Origin of the sequence: Ralstonia sp. 25C, assembly GCF_051904805.1 — a bacterium.
Classification (GTDB): Bacteria; Pseudomonadota; Gammaproteobacteria; order Burkholderiales; family Burkholderiaceae; genus Ralstonia.
The window spans coordinates 1,829,415-1,845,221 of record NZ_CP196738.1; the positions used below are offsets into that span (position 1 = coordinate 1,829,415).

General features: G+C 63.4%; 14 protein-coding genes. 4 read left to right on the forward strand and 10 right to left on the reverse strand.

The features are described 5' to 3' along the window. Nucleotides 1–15: 15 nt before the first annotated feature. Together ACS7SF_RS26705 and metE are read right to left on the reverse strand one after the other, a co-directional pair. Nucleotides 16–390, reverse strand: a complete 375-nt coding sequence (locus tag ACS7SF_RS26705; RefSeq protein ID WP_439893472.1) for a hypothetical protein — start codon at nucleotides 388–390, stop codon at nucleotides 16–18. Between the two features lie 151 nt (nucleotides 391–541). Beyond that, complete coding sequence (metE, locus tag ACS7SF_RS26710) at nucleotides 542–2,863, reverse strand: 5-methyltetrahydropteroyltriglutamate--homocysteine S-methyltransferase (RefSeq protein WP_439893473.1); 2,322 nt, start codon at nucleotides 2,861–2,863, stop codon at nucleotides 542–544. 124 nt (nucleotides 2,864–2,987) lie between these two features. On the opposite strand from metE, the gene ACS7SF_RS26715 reads away from it, so the two are divergent. After that, nucleotides 2,988–3,905, forward strand: coding sequence for a LysR family transcriptional regulator (locus ACS7SF_RS26715; protein WP_439893474.1), 918 nt, complete (start codon nucleotides 2,988–2,990; stop codon nucleotides 3,903–3,905). Here the strand turns inward: ACS7SF_RS26715 and ACS7SF_RS26720 are convergent, their stop codons facing one another. Further along, a complete protein-coding gene (locus tag ACS7SF_RS26720; RefSeq protein WP_439893475.1) occupies nucleotides 3,906–4,826 on the reverse strand; it encodes a LysR family transcriptional regulator in 921 nt (306 codons plus the stop codon). A 112-nt stretch (nucleotides 4,827–4,938) separates the two neighbouring features. Between ACS7SF_RS26720 and ACS7SF_RS26725 the strand changes: the two genes are divergently transcribed. Beyond that, nucleotides 4,939–6,096, forward strand: coding sequence for an acyl-CoA dehydrogenase family protein (locus ACS7SF_RS26725; RefSeq protein ID WP_439893476.1), 1,158 nt, complete (start codon nucleotides 4,939–4,941; stop codon nucleotides 6,094–6,096). Nucleotides 6,097–6,201: 105 nt separating this feature from the next. Then, nucleotides 6,202–6,843: an FMN-binding negative transcriptional regulator gene (locus ACS7SF_RS26730; RefSeq protein WP_439893477.1), complete on the forward strand. Its 642-nt coding sequence runs from the start codon at nucleotides 6,202–6,204 to the stop codon at nucleotides 6,841–6,843. A gap of 84 nt (nucleotides 6,844–6,927) precedes the next feature. On the opposite strand, the gene ACS7SF_RS26735 is transcribed toward ACS7SF_RS26730, so the two are convergent. From ACS7SF_RS26735 to ACS7SF_RS26750, 4 genes are all read right to left on the reverse strand, one after another. Continuing rightward, a complete protein-coding gene (locus ACS7SF_RS26735; protein WP_439893478.1) occupies nucleotides 6,928–7,515 on the reverse strand; it encodes a phosphatase PAP2 family protein in 588 nt (195 codons plus the stop codon). A 271-nt stretch (nucleotides 7,516–7,786) separates the two neighbouring features. Then, nucleotides 7,787–9,070 carry a fumarylacetoacetase gene (fahA, locus tag ACS7SF_RS26740; protein ID WP_439893479.1) on the reverse strand — a complete coding sequence of 428 codons (1,284 nt, stop codon included), beginning with the start codon at nucleotides 9,068–9,070 and terminating at the stop codon, nucleotides 7,787–7,789. Nucleotides 9,071–9,373: 303 nt separating this feature from the next. Then, nucleotides 9,374–10,720: a homogentisate 1,2-dioxygenase gene (gene hmgA, locus ACS7SF_RS26745; protein WP_439893480.1), complete on the reverse strand. Its 1,347-nt coding sequence runs from the start codon at nucleotides 10,718–10,720 to the stop codon at nucleotides 9,374–9,376. 63 nt (nucleotides 10,721–10,783) lie between these two features. Beyond that, entirely contained in the window at nucleotides 10,784–12,163 is a 1,380-nt protein-coding gene (locus tag ACS7SF_RS26750) for an MFS transporter (RefSeq protein ID WP_439893481.1), read from the reverse strand. A gap of 139 nt (nucleotides 12,164–12,302) precedes the next feature. Here ACS7SF_RS26750 and ACS7SF_RS26755 point away from each other — a divergent pair, with 139 nt between their 5' ends. Next, nucleotides 12,303–13,220: a LysR family transcriptional regulator gene (locus ACS7SF_RS26755; protein WP_439893482.1), complete on the forward strand. Its 918-nt coding sequence runs from the start codon at nucleotides 12,303–12,305 to the stop codon at nucleotides 13,218–13,220. 3 nt (nucleotides 13,221–13,223) lie between these two features. Here ACS7SF_RS26755 and ACS7SF_RS26760 read toward each other — a convergent pair whose 3' ends face one another. From ACS7SF_RS26760 to kdgT, 3 genes are all read right to left on the reverse strand, one after another. Beyond that, complete coding sequence (locus tag ACS7SF_RS26760; protein ID WP_439893483.1) at nucleotides 13,224–14,072, reverse strand: ureidoglycolate lyase; 849 nt, start codon at nucleotides 14,070–14,072, stop codon at nucleotides 13,224–13,226. A gap of 66 nt (nucleotides 14,073–14,138) precedes the next feature. Beyond that, nucleotides 14,139–14,597: a nuclear transport factor 2 family protein gene (locus ACS7SF_RS26765; protein ID WP_439893484.1), complete on the reverse strand. Its 459-nt coding sequence runs from the start codon at nucleotides 14,595–14,597 to the stop codon at nucleotides 14,139–14,141. 46 nt (nucleotides 14,598–14,643) lie between these two features. After that, the gene (gene kdgT / locus ACS7SF_RS26770) at nucleotides 14,644–15,660 is read right to left on the reverse strand and encodes a 2-keto-3-deoxygluconate transporter (protein WP_439893485.1); all 1,017 of its coding nucleotides are present in this window, start codon (nucleotides 15,658–15,660) and stop codon (nucleotides 14,644–14,646) included. Nucleotides 15,661–15,807: the final 147 nt, after the last annotated feature.

Genomic DNA, 15,807 nt, shown 5'->3' on the forward strand with positions numbered 1-15,807 from the left:
CACGATTGGCGAGGCTCAATAACGACCGTACCTTGGGTACTTCTTCGGGTCCGGTGAGGTGTCGCCAATGTGGGCGAGCAGCTTTTGCTTTTGCGTCGATGATGCCTGCTGCTCGGGTTTCAGGGCACCGTCCATTCCCTTTACCCACAGGCTTCCGAGTGCTTTCAGAGGCTTTCCAGCTTCCAGTTTCTCGCCTTCATAGTGAACATCCAGGCTGATCTGCTGGATGCCACCTGCCAGGTTGAGGTCGGTCCAGATCAGCACGAAGGTATTCCGGTACTTCTCTGAGCTGGGGCGCTGCAGGAGGGTAACCGCGCCGGGGCAACCGTTGTTGACCCAATCCCAGATGGTGCTTGCGTGGTCTTCGATTGCGGGTTCATTGGCTAGCATGTGAGCTCCGTTCGGAAAAGGTGCCAGACAAAGGCCTGACTGTCGTCAGCCTAGCCAGTCGATCCTTTTCCAAACAGAGGGCGATCGTCACGGTTGTTGCGGCAGAACGCTAGTCCTGGGCCACTCGTTTGCATGCCGAGTGGCCCCGCGCTCAGGCTGGCACGTCTTCAACCAGCGCTGCGTGGCTGCCCGCGTGCTGCGCGCTGGCATGCTTGGCCCGCAACCGGCGGGTCGCTTCCACCATGCCTTGCAATGCCGCTTCCACCTCCGGCCAGCCGCGTGTCTTCAGGCCGCAATCCGGGTTCACCCACAGGCGTTGCACCGGAACCACCTGTGCAGCCTTGTCGAGCAACGCTTCCATTTCTTCCACACGCGGTACGCGCGGCGAGTGGATGTCGTACACGCCCGGGCCAATCTCGTTCGGGTAGGCAAACTCGCCAAACGCGTCCAGCAGCTCCATGTTCGAGCGCGATGTCTCGATGGTGATCACGTCTGCATCCATCGACGCGATGGCCGGCAGGATGTCGTTGAACTCCGAATAGCACATGTGGGTGTGGATCTGCGTGTCGTTGCGCACGCCCGAGGCCGACACGCGGAATGCGCGCGCGGCCCATTCCAGGTAGCCCGGCACGTCGGCGGCTCGCAGCGGCAGGCCTTCGCGGAAAGCCGGTTCGTCGATCTGGATGGCGGCAATGCCGGCCGCTTCCAGGTCGCACACCTCGTCGCGCAGGGCCAACGCAATCTGCAGAGCGGTCTGCTCGCGCGGCTGGTCATCGCGCACGAACGACCACTGCAGCATCGTCACGGGGCCGGTGAGCATGCCCTTCATCGGCTTGGTCGTCAGGCTTTGCGCGTATTTGGACCACTCGACCGTCATGGCCTCGGGGCGATACACATCACCGTAGATCACGGGCGGTTTCACGCAGCGCGAGCCGTAGCTCTGCACCCAGCCGTTGGCCGTGAAGGCATAGCCCCACAGCAGTTCGCCAAAGTATTCGACCATGTCGTTGCGCTCGGCTTCGCCGTGCACGAGCATGTCGAGGCCCAGGGCTTCCTGGCGGCGCACGACGTCGGCAATCTCCGTGCGCATGCGTTGCAGGTAGTCCAATGCGGGCAGCTCGCCGCGCTTGTGTTGGGCGCGCGCTTGGCGGATTTCCGCCGTCTGCGGGAACGAGCCGATGGTGGTGGTCGGCAGCAGCGGCAGGTTCAGGCGAGCCTGTTGGGCTTGAGCGCGAACCGGATACTCGGCTGCGCGCTCAGCATCTTCCGCGCGGATGGCGGCCACGCGCTTTTTGACGCCTGCGTTGTGCACGCGGCGCGATTCGGTGCGTGATGCAATGGCGGCGCGGTTGTCGTCCAGCGCCTTCTGCACGGCTGCGGGCCCCTCGACCAATGCGCGCTTGAGCACGGCCAGTTCATCCAGCTTCTGACGTGCAAAGGCCAGCCAGCCCTTGAGTTCGTCGTCGAGCTTGGTTTCAGCGGACAGGTCGACCGGCACGTGCAAGAGCGAGCAGCTCGGCGCAATCCAGAGGCGGTCGCCGAGTTCCTTGGCCAGCGGCGCCACGCGTTCCAGCACGCGAGCGAGATCCGCGCGCCAGATATTGCGGCCATCAACGACGCCAACCGACAGCACCTTGTCGGCGGGCCACGGCGCGAAAGCAGTAAGCTGTTCCGGCGCACGCACGAGATCCAGATGCACGCCCGCCACGGGCAGCGACTTGATTAGCGCAGCATGATGCGAAGCAGCTTCAAAGTACGTGGCCAGCAGCAGCTTCGGGCCGTTGGCCGCGGCCAGCGTTTGATAGGCCGGGCCGAATGCTTCAACCCACGCCTTCGGCAGGTCGAGCACGAGAGCGGGCTCGTCGATCTGCACCCACTCCACGTTCAACGCAGCCAGGCGCTGCAACACGCCCGTGTAGGCCTGCAGCAGTTGCGGCAGTAGCGCCAGCTTGTCGGCTAGCCCGCCGCGTGCCTTGGCCAGATGCAGGAAGGTAATCGGCCCGACCAGCGCCACCTTCACGCGGTGGCCGAGCGCCTGGGCTTCACGTACCTCGTCGAACAGCCATTCGGTGCCGGGGCCGAAGCGAAGATCCGGCGTGAGTTCCGGCACGAGATAGTGGTAGTTGGTGTCGAACCACTTGGTCATTTCCATGGCTGCGTGGTCGGCATTGCCGCGCGCGAGCACGAACGACTGAGCCAGCGTCAGCCGCGCCACATCGAAGCCGTAGCGGGTGGGAATGGCACCCAGCAGGGCCGCCGTCTGCAGTACCTGGTCGTACCAGGCAAAGTCGCCCACGGTCACGTAGTCGAGGCCGGCATCACGCTGGGCCGCCCAGTGGCGCTCGCGCAATGCACGGCCGGTGGCGCGCAGGTCGTCTTCAGTGGAAGCGCTTTTCCAGAACGATTCGAGAGCGAACTTGAGCTCGCGTTGCGCGCCGATGCGTGGGTAGCCGAGGGTGTGGATGGTCGTCATAGGAGTCGCAGGAGAGCGGATGTGTTTTGGAGTCCTGCGATGATGGGCGACGATCGATCATGAATCCAATGATATTATTTTCGATAACGTTGAATGAAATTCATATTTCGGAAATCGCCTCGCCATGCTGGAAATTCGACATCTGCGGACCTTGATCGCCTTGGCCGATGGCGGCTCGGTGTCACGGGCGGCTGAGCGGCTGCATCTGACGCAATCGGCGCTGTCTCACCAGCTGCGCGCGCTGGAATCGCACTACGGGCTGGCCGTCGTGCGCCGCAAGGGCCAGACGGTGGAGTTGACCGAAGCCGGCGAGCGGCTGCTCGAGCTGGCGCAGAAAGTCGTCGCCGATATTCAGACTGCCGAGCGTGACTTGGAGCGCATCAAAGGCCGTGCGGCCGGCACGCTGCGCATCGCGTTGGAATGCCATACCTGCTTCGACTGGCTGATGCCGGTGATGGACGCCTTCCGCCAACGCTGGCCTGAGGTCGAGATGGACCTCGTCTCCGGCTTCCACACCGATCCGCTCGCATTGCTCAAGGACGGCCGCGCCGACGTGATCATCGGCTCAGACGCCAAGATGCGCCGCGGCGTGGTGTTCGCGCCGCTGTTCCGCTTCGAAATCCAGGCTGTGCTGCCGGTGGACCATCCGCTGCGCAACAAGAAGTGGCTGGAAGCGAAGGACTTTGCCGACCAAACGCTCATCACCTACCCGGTGCCCGAAGAGCGTATCGATTTGATTCGGCAGGTGCTGGCGCCCTCTGGCATCACGTTCAATCGCCGCACGGCAGAGTTGACGATTGCGGTGCTGCAGCTTGTTGCCAGCCGCCGCGGGCTGGCCGCGCTGCCGAGCTGGGGCATCAAAAACTACGTCGACTACGAGTACGTGGTCGCCAAGCGCGTCGGCAAGGAGGGCCTGTGGAGCGACCTCTACGCCGCCATGACGCGCGACTACGCGCAGGCGCCGTTCGCGCAGGACTTTATTGAGACAGCCAAGGCGATTTGTTTTGCGCAGTTGCCGGGATTGATGCCGTTGGAGGCCTAGTCAGGCCGGTTCTTTCTGGGGTAAGCGCGGCAACTTCCCCTGCAGCCCCTCTTTCAAAAAATCCAGCAAATGCCGCGTCGCCAGCGTGCGATACCGGCTCGGCATGGCCAGCATGTAGAGCCGGCTGCCGAACACGCTGAACCGATACCCCGGCAACACGCGTTTGACATGCCCCTCGCGCAAGTCATCGGCAGCAGCGTAGTAGGGCAGGATGCCGAGCCCATTACCCGCGCGGACCGCCGCTTGCAAGAACAAGTAGTTGTCGGACGAAACACCCGGGTCGAGCGTGACGGTGGTGCGCTCATCCCCCAGTTGCGCCGACAGTCGCAATGGCTGCCCCACTGCCGGTGCGCTGACGATGGTGTGTTCGGTCAGCGCATCGAGCGTTTTCGGTACGCCGTGCGCAGCGAGGTAGTCGGGCGCGGCGCACAGCACCCAATCCACTTCATCCAGCAGCGTGGCGACGAGCGACTCCGGCGGGTTCGACACGATGCGCAGCGCAACGTCCACATCTTCGCCAATCAGGTCGGACACGCGGTTGTCGAACCGCACGTCGAGCCGGATGTCCGGATACGCGCGCTTGAATGCCACCAGCAGCGGCGACACCAACAGATGCCCAAGCCCGGTTGGCACGGACAAGCGCACGCTCCCTTGCAGCGATTTGCCGAGCGACGACACCAGCGCGTCCGCCGCCGCCATCTCGCGCAGGATGCTGCGCCCGTGTTCATAGATGCCGGCGCCGACCTCCGTAGGCTCCACTCGGCGTGTGGTCCGGCGCAGCAGCTGCACGCCCAGCGCGCGCTCGAACGCCTTGAGCCGGTGGCTGACGTTGGAGCGCGTAGTCTGCAGTTTGCGCGCCGCCGCCGATAGGTTGCCCGCATCGACGATTTCCACGAACAGCTTGAGCGCGTTGAGGTCCATATCGATGGTGCAATTGGTGAAAGAGATTCGACATTCTGTTGATATAGTGCAGGATTGTCAAAACGTGGCAACCCGGTACCATCCACGGGAACATCCCACAGGAACCAGCGACATGGCACTCGACGACGAATCCTTCGGCCTGCTGCAGCAAGCGGTGCAGCGCTTCATTGCGGAACGGCTGGTGCCGGCGGAAAACATCCTCGAAGACGAGGACGACGTACCCGCCGACATCGTGGCCGACATGAAGGAGATGGGCCTGTTCGGGCTGTCGATTCCCGAGGAGCACGGCGGCATTGGCCTGTCGATGGCGCAGGAGTGCGAGGTGGTGTACGACCTGGGCCATACGGCGTTTGCGTTTCGCTCGGTGTTTGGCACCAACGTCGGCATTGGTTCGCAGGGCATCCTGATGGATGGTACGGATGCGCAAAAGGCGGACTACCTGCCGCGCATCGCCAGCGGTGATCTGATCATCTCGTTTGCGTTGACGGAGCCAGGTGCGGGTTCGGATGCGGCATCGCTGCAGACGCGCGCCACGCTGGATGGCGACCACTACGTCATCAACGGCACCAAGCGCTTCATCACCAATGCACCGCGCGCCGGGGCCTTTACGCTGATGGCGCGCACGGGTGGCGAGGGCGCCGGTGGTATCTCCGCCTTTATCGTGCCGGCCGACACGCCAGGCATCACCCTCGGCAAGCCGGACAAGAAGATGGGCCAGCGCGGCACCAAGACGTGCGACGTCGTGCTCGAGAACGTGCGGGTGCCCGCTGCCAACATCATCGGCGGCGTGGCCGGGCAGGGCTTCAAGACGGCGATGAAGGTGCTGGATCGTGGGCGCCTGCATATCTCCGCGTTGGCGTGCGGGATGGCACACCGGCTCATTACCGATGCGGTGGCCTATGCCAAGGAGCGCAAGCAGTTCGGCCAGCCCATTGCCGATTTCCAGTTGATCCAGGCCATGCTGGCCGACAGCCAGGCCGAGCTGTACGCCGGCATATCGATGGTGCGCGACTGCGCCCGCCGCTATGACGCGAAGCCCGTTGGCAAGCAGGACCATGAAGTCAGCATGCTGGCCTCGTGCACGAAGATGTTCTGCACGGAGATGGTCGGTCGCGTGGCGGACCGTGCGGTGCAGATCCACGGCGGCGCGGGCTACATTGCCGAGTACAAGGTGGAGCGCTTTTACCGCGATGTGCGTCTGCTGCGCCTCTACGAGGGCACCACGCAGATCCAGCAGCTCATCATCGCCAAGAACCTGCTGCGTGACTGAGCTGGCTCCAATCATCTGCCCCGATCTGGCTCTGTTTTGGAGCCACGTTACGGTTCAGAATAGGCGCTTTCCTGGTCGATTTGCACGCTTGTTGCCGGAGTTGCCATGTACGTTCCCGCCCACTTCGATGAATCGCGCACCGAAGTCCTCCACACGCTGATCGCGCAGAACCCGTTCGGCTCGCTGGTCACGCATGGTAAGAACGGGCTTGATGCGAACCACATCCCGTTTCTGCTGCTGCCAGAAGAGGGCAAGCTCGGTGTGTTGCACGCCCACGTGGCGCGCGCCAACCCAGTGTGGCAAGACGTGGCCAACGGCGATGAGGTACTGGTCATCTTCCGTGCGGGCGACGCGTATATCTCGCCCACGTGGTATCCCAGCAAGCACGAAGCGCACAAGCAGGTGCCAACGTGGAACTACCGCGTGGCGCACGCGCACGGCCGCATCACCATCCGTGATGACGAGCGCTTTGTGCGCGGTGTGGTCGCACGCCTTACGCGCACGCATGAGGCTGCACAGCCGGTACCGTGGAAGATGTCGGACGCACCGGCGGATTACACCGATTCGCTGCTCAAGATGATTGTCGGCATCGAGATCGAAATCACGCGCCTGGAAGGCAAGCTCAAGCTGAGCCAGAACAAGGAAGCGCGCGATATTCGCGGCGCGGGGGAAGCGCTCAAAGCCGCCGGCGAACATGTGGTGGGTGACGCCATGCTGGCCGCACTTGCGGCGAAGGAAGAGAGCTGAAGCGCGAGGGAAGGGCAGCGGCGGCAGCCTGACATCCGCACGCATTGCACAATCGGCGGAGCAGGCTGCGTTGGGATCAGTCGATCACAGCAAACCGTGGAATTGGTAGGCGAGCCAGCCGAGCGCGGCACCGCTGGGCAAATCCAGCAGATAGTGTTGCTTGGTGAACAGGCAGCTCAAACCGATCAGCAGCGGAAACGCAAACGCAATCGGGCCAACCGTCGGCAGCGCAAACAGCGCCGTGAGCATGGCAACCGAGGTATGCATGCTCGGGAAGCAGTTCGATGCGGCGTCGAACCGGCGGACGAATTGCAGGAAGCGCTCGCTCAATCCTTTACCTTGGTTCAATTCACGCCAGTGATCCGGTGTTTCAACCGGAAAGATCACAAAGAACACCATCTGCATGAACAGCAGGAGGATAAAGCTGATGGCCATGCGTGTGAACGCTGCCGGGCTGGGTGCCAGCAGGTTCAGATACAGAATGGCGGGGTAATACAGGAAGCTGTAGATCCAGGCCCAGAACGGCCAATACGGAATCGCTTCATCAAGCGGGGAATGGAACGTGCGGGTCGGACGCATTGGGTTGCGCTGGCACCAGAAGTAGAACTGGTAGGCACCCACGATCATGATGGCGCTAAGCGTCAGATTGATAATGTAGTCGGAGGTATGCATCGAACGACGAGAAGTGACACGCCTGCAAGGTCAGTGATGCGCTTAACGGCGAGGCCCGTTCAGCGTTTAAGGGCCGGGATTATGCATGACCAAGGGGAATTAGGCGAGCCAATGCGTTGTTCGTTATATTAACGATTGATCATAATTTACGGCTGTTAAAAAAAGCCGCCCAATCCGTGCGATGCCTTTACGCACTCAAAGGGCATTAAAGCGGCTCCCGCGATGAAGTGCAGGAGCCGGGTCGGCGGACCTTCAATCGGGCTTTAGGGCCTTACTTCACGCTGCGTGCCGGCAGCACTTCGCCGCGCACTTCACCAAAGCCGACGCGATAACCATCGCCCTGGCACCAGCCAGTCATGATGACTTCGTCGCCGTCTTCCAGGAACGTGCGCTTGGTGCCCTGGGGTGTCCCATCCTCAAGGTCAAGCGGCTGCTTGCCGTTGACGGTCAGCTCCAGCAGGCTGCCGTACGAATCAGGCGTGGTGCCGCTGATGGTGCCGGAGCCCATCAGATCGCCCACGCGCACGTTGCAGCCGGACACGGTGTGATGCGCCAACTGCTGCGCCATCGTCCAGTACATCGCACGGAAGTTCGTGCGGGCGATGGTGGTGCGCTGGCCACCATGTGGGCGCAGGGCAGTTTCGAGGGCGATGTCGTAGGCGTTGGGATGGCTCTGACGCAGATACTCGAGCGGCTCGGGCGATTGCGACGGGTTGGCCACGCGGAACGGCTCCAGCGCTTCCATCGTCACGATCCACGGCGAGATCGACGTGCCGAACCCCTTCGAGTTGAACGGGCCCAGCGGTACGTATTCCCATTGCTGGATGTCGCGCGCGCTCCAATCGTTGAGGAGCACGACGCCGAACATGTGGTCCGGTGCGGCATCGACGGACACCGGCTCGCCTAGCGCGCTCGGCTTGCCGACCACGAAGGCCATTTCCAGTTCGTAATCCAGCTTGCGGCAGGCGCTGAAGATCGGGCGCGGTTGATCTGGCAGCTTGATCTGGCCCATCGGGCGGTGCAGCGGGGTGCCGCTCACCACCACCGAACTGGCGCGGCCGTTGTAGCCGATGGGGATTTCCAGCCAGTTGGGCAGCAGCGCGTTTTCTGGGTCGCGGAACATGCGGCCGACGTTGGTGGCGTGTTCCTTGGAGGAATAGAAATCGGTGTAGCCGGGAATGTCGATCGGCAGGTGCATCACGGCGTGGGATTGCGACACGAGGGCGCGGGCGTGCAGCGTGGCGTTGTCGCGCACGTGCGTGTCGGCCACGCTGAAGAGTGCTTGCAGCTTCTTGCGGGTTTCGTGCCACACGGGCTTGCCGAGGGCGATGAAGGTGTTGAGCTTGCCGGTGCGGAACACGCCGCGCGTGGAGGCTGGCAGCAGGCCGGCGTCGTCCAGCGCGCCTAGGTCGATCACCTGGTCACCTAGGGCCACGCCGGCGCGCGGGGAGGGGTTCTCCTTGGTGGAGAAGATGCCGAAGGGCAGGTTTTCCAGGGGGAAGTGGGTGTCGGGGGTGTTGGCGGATTCCAGCCAGCTGAGTTGGCGTTTGGTCATGATGGGGCGGTGGTTTGTTTGTTGTCGGTTGTGTGTTGACGCTGTCGGTGCGTCCACTGTTTCGTCCCCTGCCGGGGCCGACTCACTTTCTTTGTCTTGCCAAAGAAAGTAAGCAAAGAAAGGCGCGCCCGAGATGGCGACTTCCCCTTGAATTTATGTCGCAGAGAGGGGAAGGGAAAAACTCGCTTCGCTCAGACAGTTTCCCTTCCTTTTTCCTCTCGGCAACAGAAATTCAAGGCGCCATCTAGGGCAGGGTACGGCCACACCTTCTGGGTGCTTGCCTTGGCGCTAAGGCGAATGGTTTTAGGGGTTGTTCGGATCGAAATGCTTCTTCAGGCCCTGCCAGCATTCGAAATACTTCGCTTGCAGTTGTGCGGATTCGGCTGCGAAGCGGGTCGGGCGGATGACCGCCGGCGTTTCGAACATGAAGGCCATCGTTGCGTCCACCTTGTGCGGCTTTGTCGTATCGCCGTTGCTGGCTTTCTCGAACGTGTCAGCATCCGGGCCGTGGCCGCTCATGCAGTTGTGCAGGCTGGCGCCGCCCGGCACGAAGCCTTCGGCTTTGGCGTCGTACACGCCCTGAATAAGGCCCATGAACTCGCTGGCGACGTTGCGGTGGAACCAGGGCGGGCGGAACGTGTTTTCGGCCGCTAGCCAGCGCGGCGGGAAGATCACGAAGTCGATGGTGTCCACGCCCGGCGTGTCGGAGGGGCTCTGCAGCACCAGGAAGATCGACGGGTCCGGGTGGTCGTAGCTGATTGAGCCGATGGTGTTGAACAGGCGCAGGTCGTATTTGTACGGCGCAAAGTTGCCGTGCCAGGCCACCACGTCCAGCGGCGAGTGGCTGATCTTGGCGGTCCACAGGTTGCCTTGAAATTTGGTGACGAGTTCGAAATCACCTTCGCGGTCTTCGTACCAGGCGTGCGGCGTGAGAAAGTCGCGCGGGTTGGCCAGGCCGTTGGAGCCGATCACGCCCAGGTCGGGCAGGCGGAAGAGCGCGCCAAAGTTCTCGCAGATGTAGCCGCGCGCCTCGCCGTCCGGCAGCTCGACACGGAAGCGTACGCCGCGCGGGATCACGACGATCTCCAGCGGCTCCACATCCACCACGCCCATCTCCGTCAGCAGGCGCAGGCGGCCTTGCTGCGGCACGATCAGCAGTTCGCCATCCGCGTTGTAGAAGAAGCGGTCGGTCATGTCCGCGTTGGCAGCGTACAGGTGGACGCCACAACCGGTTTGCGCGTCCGGCCCGCCGTTGCCGGCAAAGGTGACGATGCCATCGATGAAGTCCGTACCGGCAGCCGGGGCGGGCAGCGGGTCCCAGCGCAACTGGTTGGGCGAGGGCGGTACTTCGTTGAAGTTGCTGTGGAAGCGCGCTTGCGCAATGGCTTCGAACGGCAGATGCACGGCGCCTGGGCGAATGCGGTACAGCCACGAGCGGCGGTTGTGCGCACGCGGCGCGGTGAAGGCCGTGCCGGAAATCTGCTCGGCATACAGCCCATACGGCGCCTTCTGCGGCGAGTTCTGGCCGTGCGGCAGCGCGCCGGGCAGGGCTTCGGTGGCGAACTCGTTGCCGAAGCCGCTCTGGTAAGCGGGGCGGTCCAGCGACGCGGGGGTGAATGCGTTCTTGGCCGTCGGGGCGAGCATGTTCATGGTGAAGTCCTTGGAGAAAAAGTCAGGAGCGTCTTCAGGGAAAGCGTAGTCGTTGCAGCGCGATCAGGCCGGCTTGCGTGCGCCAAAGCGTGCGGCGTCCGCGCCACTGGCGGCCAGCGTCAACGCCAGCACCATGCCGAACGACACCAGCGCCGGCACCGCCGCTGCCTGGAACAGCGCCTGGCCCGTCCACTGCATGGCGATCAGCTGCCCGCCGACCACGGGGCCGAGCACGGAGCCGATGCGGCCCACGCCGAGGCTCCAGCCGATGCCAGTCGCACGCAACGTGGTTGGGTAATACGTGGCGGCCAGCGCATTCACGGCTGGTTGTCCGCCGACGATGCAGAAGCCCGCCACGAACACCACCGCCACCAGCATCGGCAGCGCTGCCGCCACATGGCCGATCAGCGCGACGGTGGCGCAGGCAATCAGGAAGCACACGGCCAGCACGCGCACAAAGCCCAGGCGATCAATCAAGCGGCCCAGCGTGAGCGTGCCGATCACGCCGCCTACTTGCAGCGCGGTGGCCACCAGCACGGCGGTATCCGTCGGGTAGCCCGCATCACGAATGAGCGTCGGCAGCCAGTTCGACAGGAAATACAGGTCGATCAGGTTCATGAAGTTGATGACCCACAGCACCAGCGTGACCTTGGCGCGACCTTCGGTGAACAGGGCGGAGACCGGCATGCCACGTGCGGGGGTCTCGGGCACCACGAACTGGGTCTGCGCATCCACCTGCAGTTGCGGTGCGAGCTTGCCCAGCCAACGTGCCAAGCGTTGATGGCGCGTTTGCGGATCGCCCTTCAGAACAAGGTATTGCAGGGATTCCGGCAACCACAGCACCATCATCACGCCAATGACGAGCGGCACCAGACCGCCCACCAGAAACACCGACTGCCAGCCAAAGCGCGACAGCAACGCCGCGCTCACGAATCCGCCCAGCGCCGCGCCCACGGTAAAGCCGCACGACACCAGCATCATCCAGGTCACGCGCGAGCGCGCCGGGCTGAATTCGCCGGCCAGCGCCATCGCGTTGGGCATGATGCAGCCCAGCCCCAGGCCGGTGATGAAGCGCAGCACCAGCAGCGCCTGTACGGTGTGCACCTGCGTGGTGGCCAGCATGCAAGCCGCAAAGAAGAACGTGGCAACAATCAGCACCGGCCGCCGCCCGAAGCGATCACCCAGCACGCCAAACACGAGCGAGCCGACCAGCATGCCGAATAGACCAGCGCCGAACACCGGCCCGAGGCTCGCCTTGGTGATACCCCAATCCTTGATGATGGCCGGCGCCACGTAGCCCATGGCCTGCACGTCGAAGCCGTCGATGATCAGGCACAGGCCGCAGATGGCGAGCAGCAACATCTGGAAGCCGCCAACCTTGCCCTGGTCGGTCAGGCGGGCGAGGTCAATGGAAGCGGACGGCACAGCGGGGGCAGGGCGCATGGTGGTCTCCGGTCGGCGGCATCTGGGGGCCGCTCTGTCGTTCTGGTTTGGGTACGCCGTATTGTCCGGATTGGCTGAAAATTTGGAATATCAATGCGAGAATGGATGCTATTGATATTATGAATGTTGAGGCCATGCCATGCTCAACCTGCGGGATGTCGACCTGAACCTGCTGGTGCTGTTTCAGGAAATCTTGCGCGAGAAGCGCATTTCCGTCGTGGCCGAACGGCTGGGGCTGTCGCAGCCGGCGGTGAGCAATGCCCTGTCCCGCCTGCGCCAGACCTTTGACGACGAACTCTTCGTGCGCACCCCGCGCGGCATGATGCCGACTGCACTTGCCGAGCAACTGGCCGAGCCGGTGGCCATGGCGCTTGATACGCTGCAACGCGCCTTCGGCCAGCGGACGCACTTTGAGGCAGCCAGTTCCACGCGCACCTTCACCATCGCCATGAGCGACGTCGGCGAGGTGTATTTCATGCCGGTGCTGGCGCAACTGTGTGCCGAGCAGGCGCCCGGTGTGCGCATCGACACCTTGCGCGCCGGCGGGTTCGACATGAAGGCCGAGATGGAGGCGGGCGCCATCGACCTGGCCATCGGCGCATTCGATGATCTGTCTGGCGAGAGCGTCTTTCAGCGCCGCCTGTTCCAGCAGGACTACGTGACGATGTTCCGCCGCGGCCATGCGCTATCGGAGGGCGAGTTGACGCTGGAGCGTTTTCGCGCCGCGTCGCACCTGGTGGTGGCGAGTTCGGCCAGCCCGTACAACGCCATCGGGCCACTGCTCGACAAGGCGGGGATTACGCAATCGGCGCGCTTCTCGGTACCGCACTTTGTGGCGGTGCCGTACATCGTCAGCACGACGGACTTGGTGGTGACGGTGCCGCGCAAGCTAGCCGAGCGCGCGGCGCCGCCGTTCGGGCTGGAGTTCGTGGCGCCGCCGCTCAAGCTGCCGGCGCTGCAGACCAATGTGTTCTGGCACCGGCGCTTCCACCAGGACGCCGGCAACCAGTGGCTGCGCAACGTGGTCGCGCAGCGGTTTGCCGAGATCGAGCGTTGAGCGTCAGTTCGCCGAGACGGTGCGCTGCAACTGCTCGCCCAGGCCGGCGATGCTCAGTCGCATGGTCTGCCCCGGCTTGAGGTAAACCGGGTTCGGCTTGATCCCCAGGCCCACGCCCGGCGGCGTACCCGTCGAGATGACATCGCCTGGCTGCAGGCTCATGCAGCGGCTCAGATACGCCACCAGCTGCGCCACGCCAAACACCATCGTGCGCGTGTTGCCGTTCTGGTAACGGTGGCCGTCCACCTCCAGCCACAGGTCGAGCGCTTGCGGGTCGGGCACTTCGTCCCGCGTGACGAGCCACGGGCCCAGCGGGCCGAACGTGTCGAAACCCTTGCCCTTGTCCCACTGGCCGCCACGCTCGATCTGCCATTCGCGTTCGGAGACGTCGTTGATGACGCAGTAGCCCGCTACGTAATCCAACGCGTCGGCCTCGTCGATGTACTTGGCCGCCTTGCCTATCACCACGCCCAGCTCGACCTCCCAATCGGTCTTGACGGAGCCGCGCGGGATTTCGACGTTGTCGTTCGGGCCGCAGATGGCGCTGGTCCACTTATTGAAGACAACGGGTTCGGTCGGCACGGGCAGGCCGGATTCCGCCGCGTGATCGGCATAGTTCAGGCCGATGCAGACGAACTTGCCGACACGCCCGACGCACGGGCCGATGCGTGGTTGGCCGGTCACCGCCGGCAGTTTGGACGGATCAAGCTCGCGCAGCCTGGCAAGCGATGCGTCCGACAACACGTTGCCTGCAATGTCGTCGACGATGGCTGACAGATCGCGAATCGTGCCGGTCACATCGAGCAGTCCCGGTTTCTCTTGGCCCTGAGGGCCGAAGCGCAGCAGTTTCATGAAGGGTTCAAGTCGGGTGGGAAAGCATCAAAGTACCAAGCCAATCGCTTGCCGTCGATTTGGCCGTCATTCCTTAGGCAGTAGATAGGCCTGACGCGCGAACAGGCGCCAGCCGTCCGGATGCTTCTTCCACACCTGCAGCACGCCGATATGCGCTGTACTGGTCTTGCCATCGGGCAGGTTGTTGACCGCGTCGAACACGTGGCGCACCCAGGCGTTGTCACCGTCCACCTTGACGGTCTGGTTGCTCAGCGCAATCGACTTGAACGAATTCGTGCCGTCCAGCGTTTTGAGAAAGGCCGCGTGGTCTTCCAGCTTGCCCGACGAATGGCCGTAGGTGAGATCGCTCTCGATCAGCTTGGCGAGCGTCGCGCCATCGCTGGCGACCATGGCGACGCGCATGCGCTCGACGGCTTGCGCAACCGTGTCGGCATCGGTGGTGGCATGGACGAGGGCGCTGCCGGCAGCCAGTACGGCGGTCATCACAACACCCGCAGCGCGGCGGACGAACGTGTGCAACAGCATGGGGTGTCTCCTCTCTGGTTTTGTGTAGGGGGCATCGCGGGCGTGTTTAGAAATGGGCTTCGCGGTGTGCGGCGTGCGGTGGGAGGCCTGCGGCTTCCGGCTCAGGCAATGGCGCCGCACGGCCCAAGCGTCGCACCCACATCGCGGTCAGGATCGGCACGAGAATCGCCGTCACCAAACAGGCCGTTGCGACCAGTGCGGTTGCGGCCGGCACCAGAGGTTTGAACTTGGGAATCATCTCGCCGATGATCGCCGGGTTGGCGACCGCCGCCCCCGCTGTGGACGATGCCGCCAACCCTGCCGCGCCGTTGCCCCCGGCGACGAACTTGTCGGCAAGGATCAGCGGCACACCCGTGATGACGATCACCGTCAGGCCCAGCAGCAGGCCGGGGAGCCCGCTCTTGGCAATCACGTGCAGATCAATGCCGTTGCCCAGCGCAAAACCGAAGAACGGAATGAGTGGATGCACGCAGCGGCCGAACAGCTCGCGCAGTTCGCTATCGAGATTGCCCAGCGTAAAACCGATCAGGAAGGGCAGTACTGCGCCCAGGAACAGGCGCGGCTCGAACACCGCAATGCCCGTCGCACCCAGGATGAGCATGCTGACGAGCGGCCCCGATTCGATCGACATCAACACGAACGCGCCGGCTTCTTCCTTGGTGCCGTACTGCTGCATGACGGCGGCGTAGAGTCCGCCGTTGGTCATGTCCATCGACGTGGTGATTGCCAGCACCGAGAGGCCGGCAAGGATGCCCGTCTTGATGCCCTCATCCGGAATGAACTGTGCGGCTACCAGCGTTGCCAGCCATGCCACCGCAATCTTGGTGATGAGCAGCGTGCCCGACTTGCGCAGCACCACGCCGGTGGCATGCAGGTCGATGGTCGCGCCCATGCAGAAGAACCACACCGCCAGGATGGGCACCGTGCCGGTGATCAGGCCATTGGTGAACGAGCCGAAATACTTGCCTGCGTCGGGTGCAAGCGTGTGCACGCAAGCGCCCAGCAGCAGCGGCACGAGCATCAGCCCGCCCGGAATGCGGTCAATCGCCTTCTTGATCTTCACGTCTCCTCCATGCGCCTCTCTGGGCTCGGTTGGTTGGGTCCAGCATCGTGGGGTGACTATAGTGGATGATGTGGAACGATGTTCCATGTTTTTGGTTTCATCGGGTGATCGTTTACCCGACTGCCAAAATTACACTCAGTCTTTCTC

What these genes read in the sequence shown, in the direction of transcription:
- ACS7SF_RS26730 (WP_439893477.1), top strand. Translation starts at nt 6,202, where the DNA reads ATGTACGTTCCCGCCCACTTCGATGAATCGCGCACCGAAGTCCTCCAC.
- ACS7SF_RS26720 (WP_439893475.1), bottom strand. Translation starts at nt 4,826, where the DNA reads ATGGACCTCAACGCGCTCAAGCTGTTCGTGGAAATCGTCGATGCGGGC.
- ACS7SF_RS26750 (WP_439893481.1), bottom strand. Translation starts at nt 12,163, where the DNA reads ATGCGCCCTGCCCCCGCTGTGCCGTCCGCTTCCATTGACCTCGCCCGC.
- ACS7SF_RS26725 (WP_439893476.1), top strand. Translation starts at nt 4,939, where the DNA reads ATGGCACTCGACGACGAATCCTTCGGCCTGCTGCAGCAAGCGGTGCAG.
- metE (WP_439893473.1), bottom strand. Translation starts at nt 2,863, where the DNA reads ATGACGACCATCCACACCCTCGGCTACCCACGCATCGGCGCGCAACGC.
- ACS7SF_RS26765 (WP_439893484.1), bottom strand. Translation starts at nt 14,597, where the DNA reads ATGCTGTTGCACACGTTCGTCCGCCGCGCTGCGGGTGTTGTGATGACC.
- fahA (WP_439893479.1), bottom strand. Translation starts at nt 9,070, where the DNA reads ATGACCAAACGCCAACTCAGCTGGCTGGAATCCGCCAACACCCCCGAC.
- ACS7SF_RS26755 (WP_439893482.1), top strand. Translation starts at nt 12,303, where the DNA reads ATGCTCAACCTGCGGGATGTCGACCTGAACCTGCTGGTGCTGTTTCAG.
- ACS7SF_RS26760 (WP_439893483.1), bottom strand. Translation starts at nt 14,072, where the DNA reads ATGAAACTGCTGCGCTTCGGCCCTCAGGGCCAAGAGAAACCGGGACTG.
- ACS7SF_RS26715 (WP_439893474.1), top strand. Translation starts at nt 2,988, where the DNA reads ATGCTGGAAATTCGACATCTGCGGACCTTGATCGCCTTGGCCGATGGC.
- ACS7SF_RS26735 (WP_439893478.1), bottom strand. Translation starts at nt 7,515, where the DNA reads ATGCATACCTCCGACTACATTATCAATCTGACGCTTAGCGCCATCATG.
- hmgA (WP_439893480.1), bottom strand. Translation starts at nt 10,720, where the DNA reads ATGAACATGCTCGCCCCGACGGCCAAGAACGCATTCACCCCCGCGTCG.
- ACS7SF_RS26705 (WP_439893472.1), bottom strand. Translation starts at nt 390, where the DNA reads ATGCTAGCCAATGAACCCGCAATCGAAGACCACGCAAGCACCATCTGG.